17 protein-coding genes are annotated in these 22,174 nt (G+C 66.9%); 8 read left to right on the forward strand and 9 right to left on the reverse strand.

Translation table 11 applies throughout. The annotated features are described in order from the left end of the window. Window positions 1-5: 5 nt before the first annotated feature. Window positions 6-1,142, reverse strand: a complete 1,137-nt coding sequence (hppD, locus tag AC3EC3_RS07945; protein ID WP_488489043.1) for a 4-hydroxyphenylpyruvate dioxygenase — start codon at window positions 1,140-1,142, stop codon at window positions 6-8. After that, window positions 1,139-2,005, reverse strand: a complete 867-nt coding sequence (gene phhA / locus AC3EC3_RS07950; RefSeq protein WP_488489044.1) for a phenylalanine 4-monooxygenase — start codon at window positions 2,003-2,005, stop codon at window positions 1,139-1,141. The genes hppD and phhA overlap by 4 nt, the downstream gene beginning before the upstream one ends. 108 nt (window positions 2,006-2,113) lie before the next feature. Here phhA and AC3EC3_RS07955 point away from each other — a divergent pair, with 108 nt between their 5' ends. The 3 genes from AC3EC3_RS07955 to AC3EC3_RS07965 all read left to right on the forward strand — a co-directional run bounded on the left by AC3EC3_RS07955 (window position 2,114) and on the right by AC3EC3_RS07965 (window position 4,370). Next, window positions 2,114-2,575: an Lrp/AsnC family transcriptional regulator gene (locus AC3EC3_RS07955; protein WP_488489045.1), complete on the forward strand. Its 462-nt coding sequence runs from the start codon at window positions 2,114-2,116 to the stop codon at window positions 2,573-2,575. A gap of 149 nt (window positions 2,576-2,724) precedes the next feature. Further along, window positions 2,725-3,009 carry a GIY-YIG nuclease family protein gene (locus tag AC3EC3_RS07960; protein ID WP_488487873.1) on the forward strand — a complete coding sequence of 95 codons (285 nt, stop codon included), beginning with the start codon at window positions 2,725-2,727 and terminating at the stop codon, window positions 3,007-3,009. 287 nt (window positions 3,010-3,296) lie between these two features. Further along, window positions 3,297-4,370, forward strand: a complete 1,074-nt coding sequence (locus tag AC3EC3_RS07965) for an AbrB family transcriptional regulator (RefSeq protein WP_488489046.1) — start codon at window positions 3,297-3,299, stop codon at window positions 4,368-4,370. A 325-nt stretch (window positions 4,371-4,695) separates the two neighbouring features. Here the strand turns inward: AC3EC3_RS07965 and AC3EC3_RS07970 are convergent, their stop codons facing one another. The 3 genes from AC3EC3_RS07970 to AC3EC3_RS07980 all read right to left on the reverse strand — a co-directional run bounded on the left by AC3EC3_RS07970 (window position 4,696) and on the right by AC3EC3_RS07980 (window position 11,706). After that, window positions 4,696-9,483 carry an NAD-glutamate dehydrogenase domain-containing protein gene (locus AC3EC3_RS07970; protein ID WP_488489047.1) on the reverse strand — a complete coding sequence of 1,596 codons (4,788 nt, stop codon included), beginning with the start codon at window positions 9,481-9,483 and terminating at the stop codon, window positions 4,696-4,698. Window positions 9,484-9,694: 211 nt separating this feature from the next. After that, window positions 9,695-10,579, reverse strand: coding sequence for an ROK family protein (locus tag AC3EC3_RS07975; RefSeq protein ID WP_488489231.1), 885 nt, complete (start codon window positions 10,577-10,579; stop codon window positions 9,695-9,697). After that, complete coding sequence (locus AC3EC3_RS07980) at window positions 10,579-11,706, reverse strand: glycoside hydrolase family 68 protein (RefSeq protein ID WP_488489048.1); 1,128 nt, start codon at window positions 11,704-11,706, stop codon at window positions 10,579-10,581. Before AC3EC3_RS07980 ends, AC3EC3_RS07975 begins: the two co-directional genes overlap by 1 nt. Before the next feature lie 242 nt (window positions 11,707-11,948). Between AC3EC3_RS07980 and AC3EC3_RS07985 the strand changes: the two genes are divergently transcribed. The 3 genes from AC3EC3_RS07985 (at window position 11,949) to msrA (ending at window position 15,138) form a co-directional block, all read left to right on the forward strand. Then, a complete protein-coding gene (locus AC3EC3_RS07985) occupies window positions 11,949-13,271 on the forward strand; it encodes an MFS transporter (RefSeq protein WP_488489049.1) in 1,323 nt (440 codons plus the stop codon). Window positions 13,272-13,347: 76 nt separating this feature from the next. Continuing rightward, entirely contained in the window at window positions 13,348-14,409 is a 1,062-nt protein-coding gene (locus AC3EC3_RS07990; RefSeq protein ID WP_488489050.1) for a LacI family DNA-binding transcriptional regulator, read from the forward strand. A gap of 75 nt (window positions 14,410-14,484) precedes the next feature. Next, entirely contained in the window at window positions 14,485-15,138 is a 654-nt protein-coding gene (gene msrA, locus AC3EC3_RS07995) for a peptide-methionine (S)-S-oxide reductase MsrA (RefSeq protein ID WP_488489051.1), read from the forward strand. A gap of 12 nt (window positions 15,139-15,150) precedes the next feature. On the opposite strand, the gene AC3EC3_RS08000 is transcribed toward msrA, so the two are convergent. The 4 genes from AC3EC3_RS08000 to AC3EC3_RS08015 all read right to left on the reverse strand — a co-directional run bounded on the left by AC3EC3_RS08000 (window position 15,151) and on the right by AC3EC3_RS08015 (window position 20,019). Next, the gene (locus tag AC3EC3_RS08000; RefSeq protein WP_488489052.1) at window positions 15,151-15,846 is read right to left on the reverse strand and encodes a GntR family transcriptional regulator; all 696 of its coding nucleotides are present in this window, start codon (window positions 15,844-15,846) and stop codon (window positions 15,151-15,153) included. A 49-nt stretch (window positions 15,847-15,895) separates the two neighbouring features. Then, window positions 15,896-17,041, reverse strand: a complete 1,146-nt coding sequence (locus AC3EC3_RS08005; RefSeq protein ID WP_488489053.1) for a Rieske 2Fe-2S domain-containing protein — start codon at window positions 17,039-17,041, stop codon at window positions 15,896-15,898. Window positions 17,042-17,206: 165 nt separating this feature from the next. Then, window positions 17,207-18,382, reverse strand: coding sequence for a BaiN/RdsA family NAD(P)/FAD-dependent oxidoreductase (locus AC3EC3_RS08010; RefSeq protein ID WP_488489054.1), 1,176 nt, complete (start codon window positions 18,380-18,382; stop codon window positions 17,207-17,209). Further along, a complete protein-coding gene (locus AC3EC3_RS08015; RefSeq protein ID WP_488489055.1) occupies window positions 18,379-20,019 on the reverse strand; it encodes an NAD(P)/FAD-dependent oxidoreductase in 1,641 nt (546 codons plus the stop codon). The genes AC3EC3_RS08010 and AC3EC3_RS08015 overlap by 4 nt, the downstream gene beginning before the upstream one ends. A gap of 288 nt (window positions 20,020-20,307) precedes the next feature. On the opposite strand from AC3EC3_RS08015, the gene AC3EC3_RS08020 reads away from it, so the two are divergent. Then, window positions 20,308-20,769 carry a MarR family winged helix-turn-helix transcriptional regulator gene (locus tag AC3EC3_RS08020; RefSeq protein ID WP_260924421.1) on the forward strand — a complete coding sequence of 154 codons (462 nt, stop codon included), beginning with the start codon at window positions 20,308-20,310 and terminating at the stop codon, window positions 20,767-20,769. A gap of 182 nt (window positions 20,770-20,951) precedes the next feature. Then, window positions 20,952-22,169: a toxic anion resistance protein gene (locus AC3EC3_RS08025; protein ID WP_488489056.1), complete on the forward strand. Its 1,218-nt coding sequence runs from the start codon at window positions 20,952-20,954 to the stop codon at window positions 22,167-22,169. Window positions 22,170-22,174: the final 5 nt, after the last annotated feature.

Here is a 22,174-nt window from a genome sequence, read left to right on the forward strand (position 1 = left end):
ACCCGTCAGCGTGCCTCGATCAGGTGGTCTGCGCCCTCATCCAGCTTCAGTACGCCGCGTCGCACCTGATCGCGCTCCATGCTTTCGAACAGCGCCTTGAAGTTGCCTTCGCCGAAGCCGTCGTCGCCCTGCCGCTCGATGAACTCGAAGAACACCGGGCCGACCTGCGCCTCGGCGAATATCTGGAGCAGCAGGCGCGGCGCCTCTCCGCTCGTGGTCCCGTCGAGCAGGATACCGCGCGCGCGCAACTGGTCTACCGGCTGGCCATGCCCCGGCAGGCGCTCCGCCAGCATCTCGTAGTAGGTTTCGGGCGGCGCGGTCATGAAGGGCACACCCAGCGTCTTGAGCGCATCCCATGTGGCAACCAGATCGTCCGAGATCAACGCGATATGCTGGATGCCCTCGCCATTGAACGCGCGCAGGAACTCGTCGATCTGGCCCTTTCCACCTTCACCCTCTTCGTTGAGCGGGATGCGGATCTTGCCGTCGGGCGCGGTCAGCGCCTTGCTGGTGAGGCCGGTATATTCGCCCTTGATGTCGAAATAGCGGATCTCGCGGAAGTTGAAGAGCCGCTCGTAGTAATCCGCCCAATAAGCCATGCGCCCGCGATGGACGTTGTGGGTCAGATGGTCGATCAGCTTGAGCCCCGCACCGACGGGATGGCGGTCGACGCCGGGGAGGTACTCGAAGTCGATGTCGTAGATCGACAGTGCCCCGTCCCCATCCCTTTCGTAGCGGTCGATCAGGTAGAGGATCGCATTGCCGATGCCGCGAATGCCGGGCAACCGCAGCTCCATCGGCCCGGTGGCGACATCCACCGGTTCGGCATCGCGGGCGAGCAGCTCGGCATAGGCGGCCGCCGCATCCTTTACCCGGAACCCCATGCCACAGGCCGAAGGGCCGTGCTCGCGCGCGAAGAACCAGGCAGGCGAACGCGGCTCGTAATTGGTAACGAAATTGATCCCGCCCTGCCGCCACAGCTCGACCTGCTTGGAGCGATGGCGCGCGACGAGCGTGAAGCCCATCGCCGCGAACACCGGTTCGAGCACGCCTTTTTCGGGTGCGGAAAACTCGACGAACTCGAAGCCGTCCAGTCCGATGGGATTGGCGAGTCCAATGGAATTGGCGAAACGATCGGTCATGGGCGGGGCTCTCCGGCAAGGGTGAAGGGTGTCTCGCCGGGCAGCATAGCCCCCGGCGCGATCGGGGGCCTGTGTCGCCCCTCTGCATAAAGCGGCGTGAGATCGAGCCCGGACAGCTGGGCGATCAATTGCTCAAGACTATCGAGCACGAAGTATGTCTGCTGGAACGCATCGATGCGATAGCCGGTGCGCAGCACGCGGGCCGGGTCGAACGGCAGGCGCAGCACCGCGCGGTCTTCCACCGAGAACCGCGTCTCCCCGGCCGAGGACAGGATACCCGCACCGAACGCCTTGAGCGCACCCTCTTCGCGGATCAGCCCGAACTCAATGGTGTACCAGTAGAGCCGCGCCAGCATGTCGAGCGCCCCCATCGCGATAGCCCTTGCGCCCGCGCGGCCATAGAGTTCAAGGAAATCGGCGACGGCGGGGTCGAGCAGCATCGGCACATGGCCGAAGAAATCGTGAAACACATCGGGCTCGACCAGATAGTCCAGCTCGCGCTCCTCGCGCAGCCAGCGAGTCACCGGAAAGCGACGGTGCGCGAGGTGCTCGAAGAACACCGCATCGGGAATGAAGCCGGGAACTGCCACCAGATGCCAGCCGGTCGCCGCCGCGATCACGCGGTTGGCCTCGTCGAAACGGGGAATGCCCCCCGCACAATCGAGCCGCGCCAGCCCCTCGCGGAAAGACCGGGCGGCGTGGGTGACGGCGAGCGCGGACTGGCGCGCATAAAGGCGGCGCCAGCGATCGTGCATCGCCGGAGTGTAAGTGTGCCAGTCCTGCGCGAGGGTGTAATCCTCGCGCGCGCCTTCGTACTCTCCCCGAAGGCCGCTGGCGCTCGTTGACGGCTGCGGCATCTTCATAAGCGCGATGATAGCACTACGCCCGCAGCGAATCCGTGCGGATTGCTGGCCCCACACCGATCCGCTAGAGTGGATTTCACCAAAAACACCCGCAAAGGGAGAGGAACCATGCTGCTCGACGCGTTCGACCGCGCAATCATCGGCGCGCTTCAGGAAGATGCGCGCATGCCCGTGGCGCAAGTCGCCGAACGGGTGTCGCTATCGGCCACCCCGGTCAGCCGCCGCATCCGCCATCTCGAAGAGGACGGCACGATCCAGGGCTACGTCCCGGTGCTCGACCCGCGCCGGATCGGCCTGGAACTCGACGCCTATGTGCTGATCAATCTGGAAGCCCATTCGGACGAAAGCATCCGCCGTTTCGAGAGCGCGATCGATGAACACCCGTACGTCGTCGCCTGTCACGCGGTGACGGGCGAGATGGACTACCTCGTCCACGTCGTCGCCCGCGATGTCGAACATCTCTCGCAGATCACCCTCAAGACTCTGGTGCGCATCCCCGGCGTACGCGACGTGCAGTCGCTGATCGTGCTGGAAACGGTAAAACGCACGCGGGCCTTGCCGCTGGAGTGAGCCGGCGCGACGGGCAGCGGCACGATCGCTCTTCACGACCTTCACGCATAAACGGACTTTCCGCAAACGCCCCCGTAGCTGCCGTTAAAATCCTGTCGTCATCCCAGCGAAAGCTGGGATCGCTTTCGGCATTATGTAACGATAGCAGGATGGGAGGCTGGACCTACATTCTTGCAAACAAGCCGCACGGCGTTCTGTACATCGGAGTGACCAGCAATCTAGCGTTGCGGATGATGCAGCACCGTGCCGGAAGCGGATCGGCATTTTGCCGGAAGTACGGCGTTACACACTTGGTGTTGGTGGAGGAACACGCCGAGATAATTGCCGCCATTGCCCGAGAGAAGGCAATGAAGGCATGGAAGCGTGAGTGGAAAATCGAACTCATCGAAAAGCACAATCCCGGATGGTGCGATCTGTTCGACCGTCTCGTTTGACCGAGAGCGATCCCAGCTTTCGCTGGGATGACGGTATTATGAGAACGTCCGCTTCCCCCCCATAACAGACATTGGTACTCACGGATGGGTTTGTCGGTAACGGCATATCGATTCCGCAGAACCTTGTTGCCCTACGTCATAAGCGAGGCGCCCGGAGCCTGCAGGCCATCCGAACTACGAACAGGCGGAACAAAGCTTTGCCGCGATGCTTGCACCTGCATCCCCTTGCAGGCAGGAGCGTCGTCCTGCCCCTCCCTCCCGCCTCAACAAGGCTGCTGCCAGACCCGATGATCGCCCTGCTTACCCGGTCCGCCCCGCTGCGCTGGTGCGTGCTGATCGCGCTCTCCGCGCTGTTTGCAGGCGGCATGGACCTCATCGGCATTCCCGCCGGGCTGATGATGGGGCCGATGGTCGCCTCGATCCTGTTCGCGGTAAACGGCATCGAGATCAAGGTACCCAAGGCCCCGTTCGTCGCCTCACAAGCGGTGATCGGCTGCCTGATCGCCTCTTCGCTGGGGGCCGAGATCGTACCGCAGATGGCGCGGAACGGCGCGCTGTTCGTCGGCGCGGCACTAGCGACGCTGGTGGTCGCCTTCGGGACCGGCGTGGTGCTCGCCCGGATGCGTGTGCTGCCGGGAGCGGTCGCCGTCTGGGGCTCGGCACCGGGACTTGCCACCGCGATGGTGCTGATGGCGCGCGACAGCGGCGCGGACTATCGCCTCGTCGCCTTCATGACGTACCTTCGCATGCTGATGGTCGCCATCGGCGCGACCGTTCTCTCTCTGGTGCTGGACGCGCATAGCGGCGGCGCCGCGCCCGCGCCCGCTCCGGTGCACGACCCGTGGTTCTGGCCGATCGACCTCCACGGCGCACTCGCCTCGATCGGGGTCTGCGTTATCGGCGCTTTCTTCGGGCGGCTGGTCCGCCTGCCTGCGGGAGACCTGCTAGGCCCGCTGATCCTGGGCACCGCGCTCAACATAGCCGGGCTGATCCCGCACCTCGCGCTGCCGCAGATCGTGCTGGCGGCGGCCTACATGATCGTCGGCTGGGGCATCGGCGCGCGCTTCACCCCGCAGACCATCCAGCAGGCCCGCGCGGCGCTGCTGCCCGTCACGATCTCGGTGCTGGCGATGATCTCGGGCTGCTTTGGCCTCGGCCTCGCGCTCCATTGGGCGACCGGGGTGGACATTCCCACCGCCTACCTCGCCACCAGCCCTGGCGGGATGGCCGCCATCGCCGTGATCGCCGCCAGCTCGCCGGTGAACGTTGCCTTCGTGCTGACGCTCCAGACCGTGCGGATGGCCGCGATCCTGCTGTTCGGCCCGGCGATCGCACGCGCGGTGGCGAAGCGGTTCGCGTAGGCGGGCGAAAGGAAAAGATAACGCAGGGGAGCAGAGCCCCCCTGCACCCCCGTTACGTGTTCCGACGTGATCGTTGCGGCGGAGGCAGGCCTTTCGCTCTGCCTCCCCTTTGCTTCGTCATTCCCGCGCAGGCGGGAATCCAGTCCGACGCTGCGTAAGGAAGCTGGATCCCCGCCTGCGCGGGGATGACGAAATGAAGGAGCGGTGGAGGCAGGACACAAAGCCTGCCCCACACTCCCGGCCAGCGCCGGAAGACGTTCCGGGGGTGCAGGGGGCAATGGCCCCCTGCCGATACCCCTTCCCCCTTAACCCCCGAACCCGACCCTCACCGCGCCAGCACGTTGCGCGCCTGGCTGGCGATCTGGGCGAGCATTGCGGGCGTGATCGGCAGCGCGGTTTCGGCGCGGGCGACCATCGCGCGGAACGCCCGCAGCGCGATCGTATGATCTGTACACCAAGCGTCCACTGCCGCGACCGGCTCGAAGTGGTGGCGCTTGAGCAGCTTGCCGGAGGGTACCGCCGCGGCCAGCCCGCGCAGGAAGTCGAAGCGCATCTGCTGGAAATCGCGCGCGAGCCCGGCGACGAGCAGGCGCTCCCACGGATCGGACGGGGCCATGATCGCGGCGGTCGATTGCGCCCAGTCGAGGCCGAGCGCGGCGCCGATGCGGGTGAAGCCATCGGCCAGACTGCGCGGCTCGTGCCCGGTCTGGGCGGAGAGATCGGCAATGCCCACTGCGCCGTCGAGGTCGTAGACATGCGTCACCATGCCCGCCACGTCCTCGGGCGCGCCCAGCGCGACGAGATCGGCGTGGAGGCGGCGCGAGTGCGCGGCGGCGGCCTCGCCCAGCAGGTCGTGCGTGTTCTTCGCCAGTGCAGAGACGCCCTTGGTCAGGCGCTCGATCAGATCGCCCGGTGCGGTGCGTCCGGCGCCTGCGCGCAGCAGGTCGGCCATCTGCCCGCGCACAGCGACCGCCAGCTTGTCGAACAGGGCGATGCGCGTCGGCTCGCGCATCTCCGCCGTCTCCAGCATGCGCCAGATAGCCGAAAGGCCATAGAGCCGGTCCGCCACGGCGAAAGCGGCAGCGACTTGCGCAAGGCTGGCGCCTTCTTCCTCGGCCAGTTCGAAGGGGTGGACGATGCCGAGGCGGTTGACGATGCGGTTCGCCAGCTTGGTCGCGACGATCTCCCCGGCAAGGCGATGCCCCTTGATGAAGCGGGCGAACTTGTCCTGCATCGGCTGCGGGAAGGCGCCGAACAGCAGGTCCGACAGCGCCGGATCGGTGGCGAGCGCGCTGTGCTCGATGGCGTCCTGCAGCACCAGCTTGCCGCTGGAGAGCAGCACCGCCAGCTCGGGCCGGGTCAGCCCCTGCCCGTCGAGCGCGCGGCGCGTGAGCACCTCGTTCTCGGCAAGCCCTTCGGTGCGACGATCGAGATGGCCGCCTTCCTCCAGCGTCTCGATCAGGCGGAGCAGCGAGGCGGTGGCCGCCGCCCCGCCACGCTCCGCGATAGACAGCGCCATGGCCTGAAGGCGGTTGTCCTCCAGCACGATCCGCGCGACCTCGTCGGTCATCTCGGCCAACAGCACGTTGCGCTTGGCGAGCGGCAGTTTGCCCGCGCGGCCCGCTGCGGCGAGCGCGATCTTGATGTTGACCTCGTTGTCCGAGCAGTCGACGCCCGCCGAATTGTCGATGAAGTCGGCGTTGATGCGGCCACCCTTCAGCGCAAATTCGATGCGCGCGGCCTGCGTGATGCCAAGGTTCGCGCCCTCGCCGATCACTTTCGCGCGCACTTCGTTGGCGCTGACACGAAGGCCGTCGTTAGCGGGATCGCCCACGGTCGCGTTGTTCTCGGTGGAGGCCTTCACATAGGTGCCGATACCGCCGAACCACAGCAGGTCCACCGGCGCCCACAGGATGGCCGAGATCAGCGATTCCGGGTCCACTTCGGCCACATCGAAGCCCAGCACCTTGCGCATTTCCGGGCTGAGCGGGATCGACTTCATCGAACGCGGGAACACCCCGCCGCCGGGCGAGATCAGCGCCTTGTCGTAATCGTCCCAGCTCGAATGCGGCAGCGCGAACATGCGCGCGCGCTCGGCCCAGCTCTTCGCCGCATCGGGATCGGGATCGAGGAAGATGTGGCGGTGATCGAAGGCGGCGACCAGCTTGATCGACTTCGAAAGCAGCATGCCGTTGCCGAACACGTCGCCCGACATGTCGCCGCAACCCGCGACGCGCACCGGCTCGGACTGCACGTCCACGCCCATTTCGAGGAAGTGGCGCTGCACCGAAAGCCACGCGCCCTTGGCGGTGATGCCCATCGCCTTGTGGTCATAACCGTTCGAGCCGCCGCTGGCGAAAGCATCGTCGAGCCAGAACGAACGCTCTGCCGCGATGGCGTTGGCGACGTCGGAGAACTTGGCCGTGCCCTTGTCCGCCGCGACCACGAAATACGGGTCCTCGCCGTCGATCACGGTCACGCCTGCCGGGTGGACCACCTTGTCGCCCACGATGTTGTCGGTGATCGAGAGCAGCGTGTCGATGAACACCTCGTAGCTGCCCTGCCCTTCGGCGGCCCAGCCCGCGCGGTCCACCGAAGGATCGGGCAACTGCTTGGGATAGAAGCCGCCCTTGGCGCCGGTCGGCACGATCACCGCGTTTTTCACGCGCTGCGCCTTCATCAGGCCAAGGATCTCGGTGCGGAAATCGTCGCGACGGTCGGACCAGCGCAGACCCCCGCGTGCGACCGGCCCGGCGCGCAGGTGGATGCCTTCGACGCGCTGCGAATAGACGAAGATCTCGCGCCAGGGCAGCGGCTTGGGCAGGCCCGGCACCTTGGCGCTGTCGAACTTGAACGCGAGCGCGATCTGGCCCGCAGGCGCAAAGGCATTGGTGCGCAGCATCGCCTCCACCACCGCGCGGTAGGCGCGCAGCAGACGGTCGGCATTGATCGAGCTGACGGCGGCAAGGCCGGTGCGGATCGCCTCGTCGGCCTCGGCATGGGCAGCCTCGCGGTCGCCTGCAAAGTCCGGGTCGTGCGCGGCGACGAACAGCTGGAGCACCCCTTGCGTGACCGCAGGCGCGCCGAGCAGCGCGTCGACCACGGTGGGAATGCCGTAATGCGTGCCCGCCTGCCGCAAGTAGCGATACCAGGCGCGCAGCCAGTGAATCTCGCGCCCCGTCAGGCCAAGGCCGGGGACGAGGCGGTTGAACGCGTCGTTCTCGCCCTCACCATTCAGCACACCCGCCAGCGCGGTCTCGATCAGGGCCGCGCGGTCCAGCGCGCCGTCGAGGGACTGGCTGCTCATGCCTTCCAGCACGAAGTCATGGATCGTCGCGGTGCGGCCCGCCTCAAGCCGGGTCGGCACTTCGGCCAGCACGCGGAAACCGAAGTTCTCCAGCGCGGGCACGGCATCGGACAGCGGCAACCCGCCGCCGATCTGGTAGACCTTCAGGCGCAGGCGCCCTGCGGCATCGTCGGCATGGCGATAGAGCCGCACGCCGCGCTGGAGCGCCGGGGCATCGGGATCGACATCCAGCTCACCTGCGCCTTCCGCCGTCAGCAAGCGACGCAGCTGAATCATGTCGGTCGCGGCTTCTGCGGCGCCGTAATCGCTGCGATAGCCGATCGGGAAGGCATCGGCATAGCGCGCGGCGATAGCGGCTGCACGCAAGGTCTCGCCCTGCTGCACGAGTGCGGCCTCGACCGCCTCGGGCCAGCCGCGCAGCAAGACCTGCAACTGATGGTCGAGCGCGTCCTCGTCCAGATCGCGCGAACCTTCGCGAATGTCGAGCGTATAGCGCAGCATCGCCAGCGTGCCGCCATCAACCTGCAGGCTCCAGTCCAGCGTCGGCGCATCGGCGGCCTGTTCGACCATCGCCTGAATGCGCTGGCGCATCTGCGTGGAGAGCAGGTCTCGCGGCAGCCACACGAAGGCGAAAAGGTGGCGCGAAAGCGGGCTTTGCGTCACCAGCAAGCGCGGGCGCGGACGGTCGACCAGCGCGCTCATCGTCGTTGCCAGACGCTCCACATCGTCGCCCGGCAGGCCCAGCACCAGATCGTGCGGCAGGCTGGTGAGCGCATGCGCCAGCGCCTTGCCGCTGTGGCCGTGCGGATCGAGCCCCAGCCGGGCGCCGATTGCGGCCAGTTGCGCGCGCAGGCGCGGCACCCGGTCGGGCGTGGCACTGAGCGCAGCGCTCGTCCAGATCCCGGCATGGACCGACAGCGCAACCAGCTTGCCCTTCTCGACGACGGGAACAAGGAACAGGTCCAACGGTACGCGGCGATGCACGCGCGAGATGCGGTTGGCCTTGACCACCAGCGGCGCGGCGACCTCGCCCTCCGCCAGTCGCGCGTCGAACACCTCGAAGGCGCGGGCATAGCTGGCATCGGAGAGCAGCGAGCGATCCTCACGCCGGCAGATGCCCAGCGTCTCGGCATGGGCGCCGTCCCGCTGCCGGGTGACATGGCCGACTTGCGTGAGCATACCGCCTGCAAACCAGCGCAGCAGGTCCGCGCCTTCGGGATCGGCAACCGTTTCGGCATCGGCCTTCATCGCCGCGACCATCTGCGGCCAGTCGCTCACCGCCGCGCGCACATCGGCGAGCGTCTCTTCAAGCGTTTTCAAAAGGTCCTGCCGGTGACGGGCATCGACGCGATCGCACTCGATGTAGATCATCGATTCGCGCGCGCCCTGATCGGCGGCAGCGCACAGAGTTTCGAGCGCGCCCTTCTTGTCCCGCTTCACGGTGACGACCGGGTGCGCGAGGTGATCGATCACCAGCCCCGCTTCGGCCAGCGCGGCGGCGACCGAGTCGACCAGGAACGGCATATCGTCGTTGACGATGGCGAGGCGCAGGATGCGTCGCTCGTCCTCGGCACCGGCGCTGGCCAGTTCGATGGCGGGGGTCGCGGCTTTGCGCGTGGTCGCGGCGGTCAGCAGGAAGCGCGCGGCCTCGTCCGCCCAGCCGGGCGACACCGGCGCATCGCCGGGCATCAGCGAATCGCGGATCGCGGCGGCAAGCGCAGCCGTCAGCGCGGGCTCAGGCCCTTCGGCCGCCTTGGCTTTCGAGGACGTCTTGGGGGCATTTGCAGTCTTCTCGCCGGCACTCATGCTTCTCTCCGCAGCTTCGGCCGCTCCCGCAAAGGAAGCGGGCGGACACGGCAGCGCGGACCGCATGCTGGAAGCTGGCGGGTCGCAGGGCGTGTCCGGACCGCCAAGTCCTAACCCAGCGATCCGCGCTCGAAAAGCAACAAAATTACAACTGCGTGAAATGCAATCGGGAGAGGAACGAAGGCCTCAGCCCAAAGCCTCAGCCTAAAGCTTAGCCCAGCGCGCGCTCGGCAACTACCAGCGCACCGGTCGGCCCGGCATCGTTACCCAGCAGCGGCGGGACGACGAGTGCCTCCAGTGTGGCCGGGTCGCAATCGCGCAGATAGTCGCCCAGCAGCGCGGGCACGCGCGCTATCGCGGCGGGCAGCAGGTGCGGCTGGCGCTGGCTGACGCCGCCGCCCACGACGATGCGCTGCGGCGAAAGCGACATGATGAGCCCGGCGAACAGCTCGGCCAGATCCTGCGCCACCGCGTCCCAGCCGGGATGATCGACCGGTATCTCGGCAGGGTGGCAGCCAAAGCGCGCGGCGAGCGCGGGGCCGCTGACAAGGCCTTCGACGCAATCGCCATGAAAGCGGCAGGCCCCGGCGAAGGCGTCGCCCGGCGCGCGGCGCAAGCGCATGTGGCCGACTTCAGGATGCAGCATGCCGTGGATCGGCTCGCCCTCAATCAGGATGCCGCCGCCGACGCCGGTGCCGATCGTCAGGTAGACCAGCGAGCCACAGCCCTGCCCGGCGCCGATACGGTGCTCGGCCAGCGCCGCCGCGTTGACGTCGGTATCGAGCCCCACCGGCACGCCCAGCGCATCGGCGATCATCGTGACGACCGGCGCGCCCTGCCAGCCCGGCTTGGGCGTATCGAGCATCACGCCGTAATCCGCCGCCGTGGTGGCGACCCGGATCGGTCCGAACGCGCCGATACCCACGGCATCAATGGGCACACGGCTCTGCCATCCGGCGATCAGCCCGGCCGCGCGGCCCAGCGTCTCGTCAGGCGTTGTCGTCGGGAACTCCTCGCGTTCGAGGATGTGTCCGGGCCGTCCCAGGACCACGATGGTCTTGGTGCCGCCCATTTCGATACCGGCCAGTTCATGCATCACGAGCGCGCCTGTGCCAGACCCGCACGGGGTCCATCAAGCGCCAAATGCAGGAAGGGAGCAAACCCGCCGCCGAAGTGGGCGCGCCCTGCGGGTTTTTCGATGGCAGCGCTATCATCCAGTCCCCGGTAATCGACGAAGCTGGCGACCGAGAGGTCGGGCAGGACCCACCAGCTATAGGCCTGGAACGGCTCGCAGGTCGGATTGACGAAGACCAGCCCGTGACCGTTGAGCAAGGTCCACGGCCCCTCGATCCGGCTCGCTACAGCCCCATAAAGGCCGGTCGGTGCAGCAATGCCCGGCGCAAAGACGTGGCGCTGGGTCGACCAGAACAGGTAGAGCTGTCCGCCATGCGCGACGATGTGCGGACGTTCCAGTTCGTTGTTCGTCCCGCTGGCATCGACCAGCGGCGGCAGGCGGTGAAAACGGCCATCCGTGTCCCGGCGCGCCAGACCGATCACGCCGTTGAACGCGCTGTCGCTACGCGCCGAGGATGCGGTGAACAGCAGGTACTCCTCGCCCTGCGCGGTACGATGCAGGGCCGGATCGCGAAACGCCTTGATCTCGCCCGCGCGTCCGCTGGCGTGATGGCCGCTGAGATAGAACTCGTCCTGTGGCGCGACCAGTTCGCGCAGGTTCGTCCACGCCCCGAACGCCGCGCCATCGCTGGCCTCGCGCAGCATGGTTTCGGCAGCGAACAGGCGCTGGCGGAACGAGAGCCCCTGCTCCCCCTGCTGGCCCACCACCGTGAACAGCAAGGTCACGCGCCCCGCCTCGTCGCACCGGGCCGAACCGGACCATTCGCGGCTGCCCGGCGTGAAGCCGTCCGAGAAGGTCGGCCCCAGCGGCAGGAACGCCCCGTCGATGCGATGATAGTGGTGAATGCGCGCGACGCCGTGGCGCGCTTCGGGATCGTCCAGCGCAGGCGCGGTCAGCGCGAACCACAGCTCACCCCCGCGCCACGGCACCGGCCTGCCCCGAACATCGGCCAGCGGCCAGGCGTCCCACACGTCCAGCGCCGGATCGACTCGAGAAACATCCGAGGCCGCGATCACCGGCGCGCGGTCGAAACCGCCCGCCGCCAGTCCCGACAGGTCGTGCGCCGTCCACCGCAGCGGCGCCGTCACGCGCGAATACCTATAGGCCGGTCATCAATATCAAAGGGGTCATCCATACCACCAAGGGCTGCGCGCCATGACACTGGCTCGTCCATTCTTCACTCTCCCGTTTTGCGGGCACGACTAACCGATGATGCAATCGTTTTACAGACAAATCGCGCTCAAAATGGTCCGCAGAGGATGCTGGCGGGAAGCAGGAGAACCGGTGTACCATCGCCCTGCTGGACCACCGGGCGGGGGGCCTCGAAACCATGCAAGCAAAACTCACACGCCCAAAGCTGCCGCTGGCCCGGATCGTCGAGATGAACCTCGGCTTTTTCGGGCTGCAGTTCAGCTTCGGACTGCAACAGGCGAACATGGCGCCGATCTATGCCGCGCTGGGCGCGCGCGAGGCGACGATGCCGCTGCTGTGGGTCGCCGGGCCGGTAACAGGCCTGATCGTCCAGCCGCTGATCGGCGCGCTGAGCGACAGCACCCGCAGCCATTTCGGGCGGCGCGTGCCCTATTTCCTGATCGGCGCACTGCTGTGCTCGGCCGGGCTGTTCGCGATGCCGCTCTCGCCCGCGCTGTGGATCGCGGCGAGCCTGCTGTGGCTGCTGGATGCCGCCAACAACGTAACGATGGAGCCCTATCGCGCCTATGTCGCCGACCGGCTCTCGCCCGAGCAGCGCCCTGCCGGGTTCCTGACCCAGAGCGCGTTCACCGGCCTTGCCCAGACGCTCGCCTATCTCGCCCCCTCGCTGCTGACTGCGGTGATCGACCGCAACCTGCTCGATGCAAACGACATTCCGGCAGTGGTGCGGGTGGCGTTCGTGCTGGGCGCGGTGATCTCGCTGGCGACGATCGTGTGGTCGGTGCTGCGGGTGCCCGAACTGCCGCCGGACGACGCCGAGCGCGCCCGGCTCGATGCACTACCGCGCAGCATCGCGGCGCCGTTTCACGAACTGCTCGCCGCCTGCGTGCAGATGCCGCGCACTATGCGCCAGATGATGCTGCCGATGCTGTGCCAGTGGTATGCGATCTTCGCCTACTGGCAGTACATTGCCCATGCACTGGCGCGCGGTCTCTACGGGGCGGTGCCCGCGCATTCGCCCGCCTTCCGCGCCGCGACGCTGACCGCACAACAGCTGGGTGCGGCCTACAACCTCGTGGCGTTTCTGGCAGCGCTCCTGATGATCCCTCTGGTGCGCCGCCATGGCCCGCGCGCGATGCACATCGTGTGCCTGTGCGCGGGCGGCGGGGCGATGATCGCGCTGTCGCAGAGCGGCTCGCTGCCGGTGCTGGCGTTGGCCGCGCTGGGCATCGGGCTGTGCTGGGCGGGCATGATGGGCAATCCTTACGTCGTGCTGGCTGGCTGCATCCCGCCGGAGCGCAACGGCGTCTACATGGGCCTGTTCAACCTGTTCATCGTCGTGCCGATGCTGATCGAGACATTGACGCTGCCGCTGCTGTTCCACCCGGTGCTGACCGACGACCCGCGCCATGTCCTGCTGCTGGCAGGGCTGCTGATGCTGGCAGGCGCGCTGGCCACGCGCTTCGTGCAGGGCCCGCAAGGTACGGTCGGAACGCTGTGACACATCCTGTTCGACACACCCTTCCCCCCGCGCCCAAGGCAGTGCTAAGGGTCTTTGCAGGAGAGGCTGAAAACACATGATCGAAAAAGATAGCAGGGGTGCGTCCGGCGAAGATGGACAGGAAGACCCCGTACATGTGCGCACCCTGGCGGATCTCGCCAGGCTGGCGGGCGTATCGGCAGGCACCGTTTCACGGGCGCTGGCCGGCAAGGAACTCGTCAACACCGAAACCCGCGAGCGCATCCAGGCGATGGCGCGCGAACACGGCTTCCGCCCCAACCAGATGGCCAGCAAGCTGCGCACCCGCCGTACCGGGGTGATCGGCGTGGTCATCCCGCTCGGCCACGAGAAGCGCCAGCAGATTTCCGACCCGTTCTTCCTCACCCTGCTGGGCCATCTGGCCGACGCGATGACCGAGAGCGGCTATGACCTCATGCTCAGCCGCACGATCCCCGACGGCACATCGGACTGGCTGGAGCGGATCACCGGTTCGGGCATGGTCGACGGCGTGCTGGTGATCGGCCAGTCGGACCAGTGGGAGGTGATCGAGCAGGTTTCGCGCAGCTATCGCCCGATGGTGGTCTGGGGCCATCACCGCGCGGGGCAGCACCACGTTACCGTCGGCACCGACAACGAGCTGGGCGGGCGCCTCGCCGCCGAACGCCTGATCGCCTCGGGCGCGAAGAAGCTGGCGTTCATGGGCGTGACGCAAGGCATCGAGATCGAGATGCGCCATCGCGGCGCCCGGGCGGCGGCAGAGGCGGCAGGCGTGCCGCTGGTCCATATCCCCGCGCGCCTTGCCGGTGAGGAAATGGACCCGCTGATCCAGGCCGCGCTGTCCGAACCGCTCTACGAGATCGACGGCATCGTCGCCGCGTCCGACCTCATCGCGATGTCAGCGCTGCGCTGCCTGCACGGGCTCAACCGCGCAGTCCCGCGCGAGATCCAGATCGTCGGCTTCGACGACCTGCCGCTCGCCGCGCATACCTCGCCCCCGCTCTCCACGATCCGGCAGGAAATCGCGCTGGGCGCAAAGCTGATGGTCGACAAGCTGACGGCGCTGATCGGCGGCGGCAGTGCGCAAAGCGAGATCACCACGCCCGTGCTGATTGAACGCGCGACCACGCGGGCAAGATGAAAGGCGCGCGGGCCTTGTCGAACGGCCCCGCGCTTCCGACATGACAGGTTCCGGGGGCTGACCGGAGTACCCTCCATGCCTGCCAAGACTGCGATTGCCGCCGTTACCCTGACCATCGGCACCGCCCTGGGCACTGTCGCCAGCGCTGCGACGCCCGGCGGCAATTTCCCCGCCCCGCCGCCCGAACCCGCTGCCTCGGGCAAGCAGGTCGCGGTGTTCGCAGGCGGCTGCTTCTGGGGTGTCGAAGGCGTGTTCCAGCACGTTCGCGGCGTGCGCGACGTGACTGCGGGCTATGCAGGCGGTACACGCCAGTCCGCGAACTACGGCGCCGTCTCCACCGAACGCACCGGCCATGCAGAGGCGGTGCGCGTGGTCTACGATCCCGCCAAAGTCAGCTACGGCACCTTGCTGCGCGTGTTCTTCCAGGTCGCACACGATCCGACGGAGCGCGGCGGCCAGTTCCCCGACCGGGGGCCATCCTACCGCTCCGCCGTGTTCCCGCAGAGCCCACAGCAGGCCGCGCTGGCCAAGGCCTATATCGCCCGGATCGACGCCGCCCACGTCTTCCCGCAGCCGCTGGCCACGACGATCGAAACCGCCGCGTTCTATCCGGCGGAAACATGGCATCAGGACTATCTCCAGCGCCACCCGACCGACAGCTACATCCGCCGCTACGACCTGCCCAAGATCGCCCGCCTGCGCCAGACGCTCCCGCAGCTCTATCGCTGATCTAGCGTCTATCTAACGCTGCTTGAGCCTGCCTGCGAACAGGCGTGCGCTGCCCATCGCCATGCGCGCATGGCGGCGCATCACCGCCTCGGCACCCTCGGCATCGCCCGCAAGGATCGCTGCGATCGCCTCGCGGTGGCCCCGGTGCGCGGCAAGCAGGTGCACGTATTCGGCCTCGCGATCCGCCCAGTCGAGCGCCAGCGCGGCGGCGGAGGCGAACGGCAGATGATCGTTGCGAGCGAGCGCCACTTCGATGGCGCGATTGCCCGAAGCGCCGATCAGCAGTTCGTGAAACGCCAGATTGTAGCCGTGGAAGGCGTCGAGATCGGCATCGTCCAGCCACCCCTTGGCAAAGATCGCCTCCCCCCGGGACAGGCAGGCAGCGAAGGCCTCGGCCTCGGTCTCGGACAGCCCCCGGTCCGCCAGACGCCGCGCGGCAAGGCCTTCCAGCACGCCGCGCACTTCGACGCCGCCCTCGATCTCGTCCTCCGAAGGCTGGCGCGCCGCATAACCGCGCGCGCCCAGCGGCACCACCAGCCCTTCCTGCGCCAGCGCCCGCAGCGCCGTGCGCACCGGCATGCGCGAGACGCCCAGCGCCTCGGCGGTCGGGATCTCGGCAATCCGCTCGCCATCGGGCAGTTCGCCGGACAGGATCATCCGGCGCAGCGAGACGAGGACATGCTGGCCGGGTTTCATGCGCGAAGTCATGACGCGGTCATAGGCGAGCGCCAACCCGGCGCAAGTGTCAGGGCAAGTCTCAGGCGGCGCTGGCTTCGGTCGGCGCCTCTTGTCCACCCGTCTCCGCCGCGATCGCCCGGTCGATCATCATCCGCGATCGCACGCCACCCGCATCGATATTCAGCTTGAGCAGGCGGCGTTCCGGATAGCGCAACAGGTTCGCCTGCTGACGCTCGAGCATCTCCAGATCCTCGCCAAAGATCTTCGCCTGCCCGGCGCGAATGGCATCGGTCATGCCTTCGTCGGCCACGGCGAAACGCCGCGCCATGCCCCAGAAATAGTGGTGCGAGGTTTCGGTTTCGGGCGTGATGAAGTCCACCACCACGCTCGAGGCCTTGTGTTCGTTGGGCGCGTCATAGCCCCCATGGCCCGGCAGCGCGACGCCCACCTCGATCATAACGTGGCTGGGCAGCGAGAAGCGGCAGACCTGCCAGCGGTCGACCGGGCCATCGTCGGGCAGGCCCGCCCCGCGCAGCGCCATCGCCCAGAACGGTGGCGCGATGATCCCTTCCATGTAACGTTCGGTGATGACCTCATCCTCGCCGGTGCGGGTCTTCACCGGGGCCTCGTCGATCTCCTTCTGGCCGATGCTGGAGGCATGCACATAGGTCTCGTGCGTCAGATCCATCAGGTTGTCGACCATCAGGCGATAGTCGCAGGCGATGTGATAGTACCCCCCGCCATAGGCCCATTCCGCGCTTTCGGCCCATTCCAGATGGTGCAGCTTGGCCGGGTCCGCCTGCGCCGGATCGCCGGGCCAGACCCACACGAAACCATAGCGCTCGATGACCGGGAACTTGCGGATCGGCGGGAAGCCCTTCACCCGCTGGCCCGGCATCGCCTCGGCATGACCGGAACAGCCCATCGCCAACCCGTGATAGCCGCAGACCAGTTGCCCTTCGCGCACGAAGCCGAGCGACAGCGGCGCACCACGATGCGGGCAGAAGTCCTCCAGCGCCGCGACCTCGCCCGCGCCATTGCGGAAGATCACCATCTGCTCGCTGCAGATCGTGCGGCCCAGCGGCTTGCCGCCGATCTCGTCCGGCGTGCAGGCAACGTACCAGGCATCGCGCGGCCACGGCGCAGGGGCGAGCGCTTCGGCTCTGGCAGCAGCAGCGGTATCGGCCGGGACGGTTTGCGGGCGGATCAGGGTGTCATGGGTCATTATCGCTCTCCCACTCGCGGACTCGTATCGGCCTCGCGAGAATTGGATCCAATAGATCTCATTGGATCCAATTGGTCAAGCGATGATGCAGGACAGTGCGATGCTCCGCTCTGCACATCAGCGGTAAATCAGAGCTGATCGTCTCGCCCGCAGCTCGGGCGCGCCTTAGATTGCCTCGCCTGCGGCTCGCGCACTGGCCCAGGCCCACTGGAAGTTGTAGCCGCCCAGCCAGCCGGTGACGTCCACCGCCTCGCCAATGGCATAGAGCCCCTGTACCTTGCGCGCCTCCATCGTCTTGGAGGACAGGCCGGCGGTGTCGATCCCGCCTGCGGTGACTTCGGCCTTGGCATAGCCTTCCGAGCCATCGGGCACGAAAGGCCAGCGCGCGAGCTTCTCCTCGGCGGCGCGCAGGGCCTTGTCGGTCAGGCCCGCCATCTCGCCCTCGATGCCCAGACGCCCGCACAGCGCTTCGGCCAGACGGTCGGGCAGCCCCTCGCCCAGCACCTTGCGAAAACCTGTGCGCGGGCGTTCGCGCTTGGCCTCGATCAGCCAGCCGGGCGCCCGATCGGGCAGGAAACGTGTATGCAGCGTGTCGCCGCGCTGCCAGTAGCTGGAGATCTGGAGGATCGCCGGGCCGGACAGGCCGCGATGCGTGAACAGCGCCGCCTCGCGGAATTTCGCCTTGTTGCAGACGATCTCGACCTCGGTGGCGACACCCGAAAGGTCGCGGAACAGCGCCTCGTCGCCGGGCAGCGTCAGCGGCACCAGCGCCGGGCGCGGCTGCACTACCTTCAGGCCGAACTGGCGGGCGAGGTCATAGGCCACGCCGCTCGCGCCCATCTTCGGGATGGAAGGCCCGCCCGTGGCGATCACCAGTGCGGGGGCCTCGAACACGTCAGCGCCAAAGGTCACGCGATAAAGGCCGTCCCCGTGCTCGACACCGCCCAGCGCCTCGCCGCAGCGCACGTCGACGTGGCCTTTCGCGCATTCTTCCAGCAGCATGTCGACGATCTGGCGGGCCGAGCCGTCGCAGAACAGCTGGCCCAGCGTCTTTTCATGCCAGGCGATGCCGTAAGCCTCCACCAGCGCCAGGAAATCGCGCGGAGAAAAGCGCCCCAGCGCCGACTTGGCGAAGTGCGGATTGGCAGAAAGATAGCGATCGGGCGCGGTGTGGATATTGGTGAAGTTGCAGCGCCCGCCGCCCGAGATCAGGATCTTCTTGCCCACCCGCTCGGCATGGTCGAGCAGCAGCACGCGCTTGCCGCGCTGCCCGGCGGTGGCCGCGCAGAACAGCCCGGCTGCGCCTGCCCCCAGCACTATCGCATCGTAGGACCGGCTCATGCCTCTATGTCCGCCGTCTCGCCCAACAGATCGAGCGCCAGCGCTTCGGCGACGCGGATGCCGTCCACGGCGGCGGAGAGAATGCCGCCCGCATAGCCCGCGCCCTCGCCCGCAGGATAGAGCCCGCGCGTGTTGAGGCTCTGCAGATCCTTGCCGCGCGTGAAGCGCACCGGCGAGGAGGTACGCGTCTCGACGCCGGTCATCACCACGTCGGGGTGGTCGTAGCCGGGCACCTTGCGGCCGAACACCGGGATCGCCTCGCGCAGCGCCTCGATCACGAAGGGTGGCAGCACCTGCCTCAGATCGGTGGGCTTCACGCCGGGCTTGTAGCTGGGCTCGACCACGCCGAACGCGGTCGAGGGCTGGTCCTTGAGGAAATCGCCCAGCGTCTGCCCCGGCGCATCGTAGTTCGATCCGCCCGCCACATAGGCCAGCTCTTCCAGCCGGCGTTGCAGCTTGAGCCCTTCGAGCGGGCCGCCCGGAAAATCGCGCTCGGGCGTGACGTCGACGACGAGGCCGGAGTTGGCGTTAAATTCGGCGCGCGAATACTGGCTCATGCCGTTGGTGACGACGCGGCCCTCCTCGCTGGTTGCGGCAACCACGCGCCCGCCGGGACACATGCAGAACGAATAGACGGTGCGACCGTTCTTCGCCTGATGCGAAATCGCATAGGCCGCCGCGCCGAGGATCGGGTTGCCCGCGCACTCGCCGTAACGCGCCTTGTCGATCCAGCTTTGCGGATGCTCGATCCGCACGCCGATGGCGAACGGCTTGGCCTCGGCATAGACGCCGCGTTCGTGGAGAATTTCAAAGGTATCGCGCGCCGAATGGCCGATCGCCATGATGACGTGGCGCGCTTCCAGCCGCTCTCCGTTCGAGAGGTCCAGCGCGGCCAGACGGCGCTCGCCCGTCTCGTCCGTCTCGATCTCGAAATCCTCAACGCGGGTGCTGAAACGATATTCGCCGCCCAGCTGCTCGATCGTCTCACGCATCGACATTACCATGGTGACGAGACGGAACGTGCCGATATGCGGGTGCGCTTCGTAGAGGATATCGTCCGGCGCGCCCGCCTTGACGAACTCGGTCAGCACCTTGCGGCCGAGATGGCGCGAATCCTTGATGCGCGAATAGAGCTTGCCGTCCGAGAACGTGCCCGCGCCGCCCTCGCCGTACTGCACGTTGCTTTCGGGATCGAGCACCGAGCGGCGCCACAGCCCCCAGGTATCCTTCGTCCGTTCGCGCACCGCCTTGCCACGCTCGACGATGATCGGCCTCAGCCCCATCTGCGCCAGGATCAGCGCCGCGAGCAGCCCGCACGGCCCCGCGCCGATCACCACCGGACGCGGGCCGTCCCAGCCCTCGGGCGCGCGGACGGGGAACCTGTAGGAGGTATCCGGCGTCGGACGCACATGTTGGTCGCCCTCGTGACGCGCGAGCACCGCGGCTTCGTCCGCCAGATGCAGATCGAGCGTATAAACCAGCTTGATCGCGCTCTTGCGCCGCGCATCGTTGCCGCGCCGGGCGACGATCACGCGCAGCAGTTCCTCGGGCGCGATGCCGAGGCGCTCGCAGATGGCGCGGTCGAGGTCTTCGCCCGAATGATCGAGCGGCAGCATGAGGTCGGAAAGTCGCAGCATGGCCGCGCCCTTATACAGGATTGCGCGCTTATGCCATCCATCGCCCCGCGATAGGCCTGATTGCCGAAAATAAGGTTCGACTTCGCAATTGTTGCCGCAATGTTTCCCGGTCATGCCGTGTTCAGGTTGGTTTCCGTCGCGATAACCGTACCAGATAGTACGACTCGACACTCTGACACATTTTTTCCTTGGCGAAGGCCGGTATTTCGTTGCAGAAGGAACCATCTTAGGGCTTTGGCGCTTGGTTCGGTGGGGGCACTGGAGCCAAGGCCAACAGGAGGGAAACACTTGGATAATCGAGTACTGGGGGATCCGGTCACACCGGAGTTCGAGCTTGCGAATTACCCGTTCTATCGCCTCATCAGGTTGGCCAGCCGGTACAACAGCCTGATCGAGCAACGACTTCGCACGATCGACCTCGACATCCCAAGCTGGCGCGTGCTGATGATCCTGGGCGAAAAATCGCCTCGGGGCGTGCGTGAGATCGCGCAGAAGGCCGTCATTCCGCTCTCGACGATGACGCGAATCGTCCAGCGCATGGAAATGGCGGGGCTCGTCTCGCTGGCCGCCGCCAGTTATGACGCACGCGTCACCGAAGTGACCATCACCGAAGACGGCGCTGCCCGTCTGGTCAAGGCGCGCGAACTGTCCTCGCCGGTCTACAACCAGGCGATCCGCGGCTTCACCAAGACCGACTTCGACCGTTTCCTGTCGCTGATCGGGCGCATGCACGGCAATCTCGGCGAGTAATCGCCGATCTCCAAAGGCCGACGCCGCGCACGTCGCACGTCGGCCTTTACCGGCCTTCCGTCGAAATAGGCTCGCCGTTCCTTCCTGTTTTGCTTGTGCAGCCGCCGGGGCGATCCTAGATTCGCTCTCGCAATTGCACATGCCGCTCGGGGTATGGGCTCTGGGACTTGGGACGACACGATATGGCCGACACTTCCGCTACGCAGGCACCGGAAGCCGAACTGACGCTGACCCCGCCCGATCCGGTGCCGGTGATCCGCGCCGAAAAGGCCGCAGGCCTCGTCCCCGTCTCCGACGATCAGAAGTCCAAGCTGCAGACCCGCGTCGACGATTTCGTCGATGACCTGATCGCGCAGGACGCCACCTCGCCCGAATTCGGCCGCCGGGTGGACCAGATCACCAACATGGGCCGCAAGGAAATCGCCGAGGCGGCGGGTCAGTCGAACCGCTTCCTCGACCGTCCGGTGCGCGCGATGGACAAGGACAACGGCGTGGGTGCCGACCTTGCCGAACTGCGCCGCACGGTGGAGGATCTCGATCCCTCGACCAAGGGCAACCTGACCGCGCCGCGCAAGCTCTTCGGGGTGATCCCGATGGGCAACAAGTTGCGCAACTACTTCGACAGCTACAAAAGCTCGCAAAGCCACATCAGCGCCATCCTCGCCCGTCTTCAGGGCGGCAAGGACGAGCTGCTGATGGACAATGCCGCCATCGACGTCGAGCGGCAGAACCTGTGGGCCGCCATGGGCAAGCTCGAACAGATGATCTACATGTCCAAGACGCTGGACGAGACGCTGGAGAGCAAGGCCAACGACCTCGATCACACCGATCCGGCCAAGGCCAAGGCGGTGCGCGAGAGCGCGCTGTTCTACGTGCGCCAGCGCACGCAGGACTTGCTCACCCAGATGGCGGTGACGGTGCAGGGCTACCTCGCGCTCGATCTGGTAAAAAAGAACAACGTCGAGCTGATCAAGGGTGTCGACCGCGCCTCCACCACCACGGTCGGCGCGCTGCGCACTGCCGTTACCGTGGCGCAGGCGCTGACCAACCAGCGGCTCGTGCTCGACCAGATTACCGCGCTCAACACCACCACCGCCAAGATCATCGATTCGACCGGCCAGATGCTCAAGGACAACACCGCGCGCATTCACGAGCAGGCCGCCGCCGCGACCATCCCGCTCGAAACGCTGAGCCGTGCGTTCCAGAACATCTACGACACGATGGATTCGATCGACACCTTCAAGCTGCAGGCGCTCGATTCGATGAAGCAGACGGTGACGGCGCTGGAAGGCGAAGTCGGCAAGTCGCGCGCCTATATCGCCCGCGCGCAGGGCGCTTCGGACGCTGCTGCCAGCGGTGACAGCAAGGCCGCGCGCGCCATGCTGGAGGCGCTGGACTGAGCGCG

It is taken from the genome of Novosphingobium sp. BAM6, assembly GCF_057784955.1.

What these genes read in the sequence shown, in the direction of transcription:
- hppD (WP_488489043.1), bottom strand. Translation starts at nt 1,142, where the DNA reads ATGACCGATCGTTTCGCCAATTCCATTGGACTCGCCAATCCCATCGGA.
- phhA (WP_488489044.1), bottom strand. Translation starts at nt 2,005, where the DNA reads ATGAAGATGCCGCAGCCGTCAACGAGCGCCAGCGGCCTTCGGGGAGAG.
- AC3EC3_RS07955 (WP_488489045.1), top strand. Translation starts at nt 2,114, where the DNA reads ATGCTGCTCGACGCGTTCGACCGCGCAATCATCGGCGCGCTTCAGGAA.
- AC3EC3_RS07960 (WP_488487873.1), top strand. Translation starts at nt 2,725, where the DNA reads ATGGGAGGCTGGACCTACATTCTTGCAAACAAGCCGCACGGCGTTCTG.
- AC3EC3_RS07965 (WP_488489046.1), top strand. Translation starts at nt 3,297, where the DNA reads ATGATCGCCCTGCTTACCCGGTCCGCCCCGCTGCGCTGGTGCGTGCTG.
- AC3EC3_RS07970 (WP_488489047.1), bottom strand. Translation starts at nt 9,483, where the DNA reads ATGAGTGCCGGCGAGAAGACTGCAAATGCCCCCAAGACGTCCTCGAAA.
- AC3EC3_RS07975 (WP_488489231.1), bottom strand. Translation starts at nt 10,579, where the DNA reads ATGCATGAACTGGCCGGTATCGAAATGGGCGGCACCAAGACCATCGTG.
- AC3EC3_RS07985 (WP_488489049.1), top strand. Translation starts at nt 11,949, where the DNA reads ATGCAAGCAAAACTCACACGCCCAAAGCTGCCGCTGGCCCGGATCGTC.
- AC3EC3_RS07990 (WP_488489050.1), top strand. Translation starts at nt 13,348, where the DNA reads ATGATCGAAAAAGATAGCAGGGGTGCGTCCGGCGAAGATGGACAGGAA.
- msrA (WP_488489051.1), top strand. Translation starts at nt 14,485, where the DNA reads ATGCCTGCCAAGACTGCGATTGCCGCCGTTACCCTGACCATCGGCACC.
- AC3EC3_RS08000 (WP_488489052.1), bottom strand. Translation starts at nt 15,846, where the DNA reads ATGACTTCGCGCATGAAACCCGGCCAGCATGTCCTCGTCTCGCTGCGC.
- AC3EC3_RS08005 (WP_488489053.1), bottom strand. Translation starts at nt 17,041, where the DNA reads ATGACCCATGACACCCTGATCCGCCCGCAAACCGTCCCGGCCGATACC.
- AC3EC3_RS08010 (WP_488489054.1), bottom strand. Translation starts at nt 18,382, where the DNA reads ATGAGCCGGTCCTACGATGCGATAGTGCTGGGGGCAGGCGCAGCCGGG.
- AC3EC3_RS08015 (WP_488489055.1), bottom strand. Translation starts at nt 20,019, where the DNA reads ATGCTGCGACTTTCCGACCTCATGCTGCCGCTCGATCATTCGGGCGAA.
- AC3EC3_RS08025 (WP_488489056.1), top strand. Translation starts at nt 20,952, where the DNA reads ATGGCCGACACTTCCGCTACGCAGGCACCGGAAGCCGAACTGACGCTG.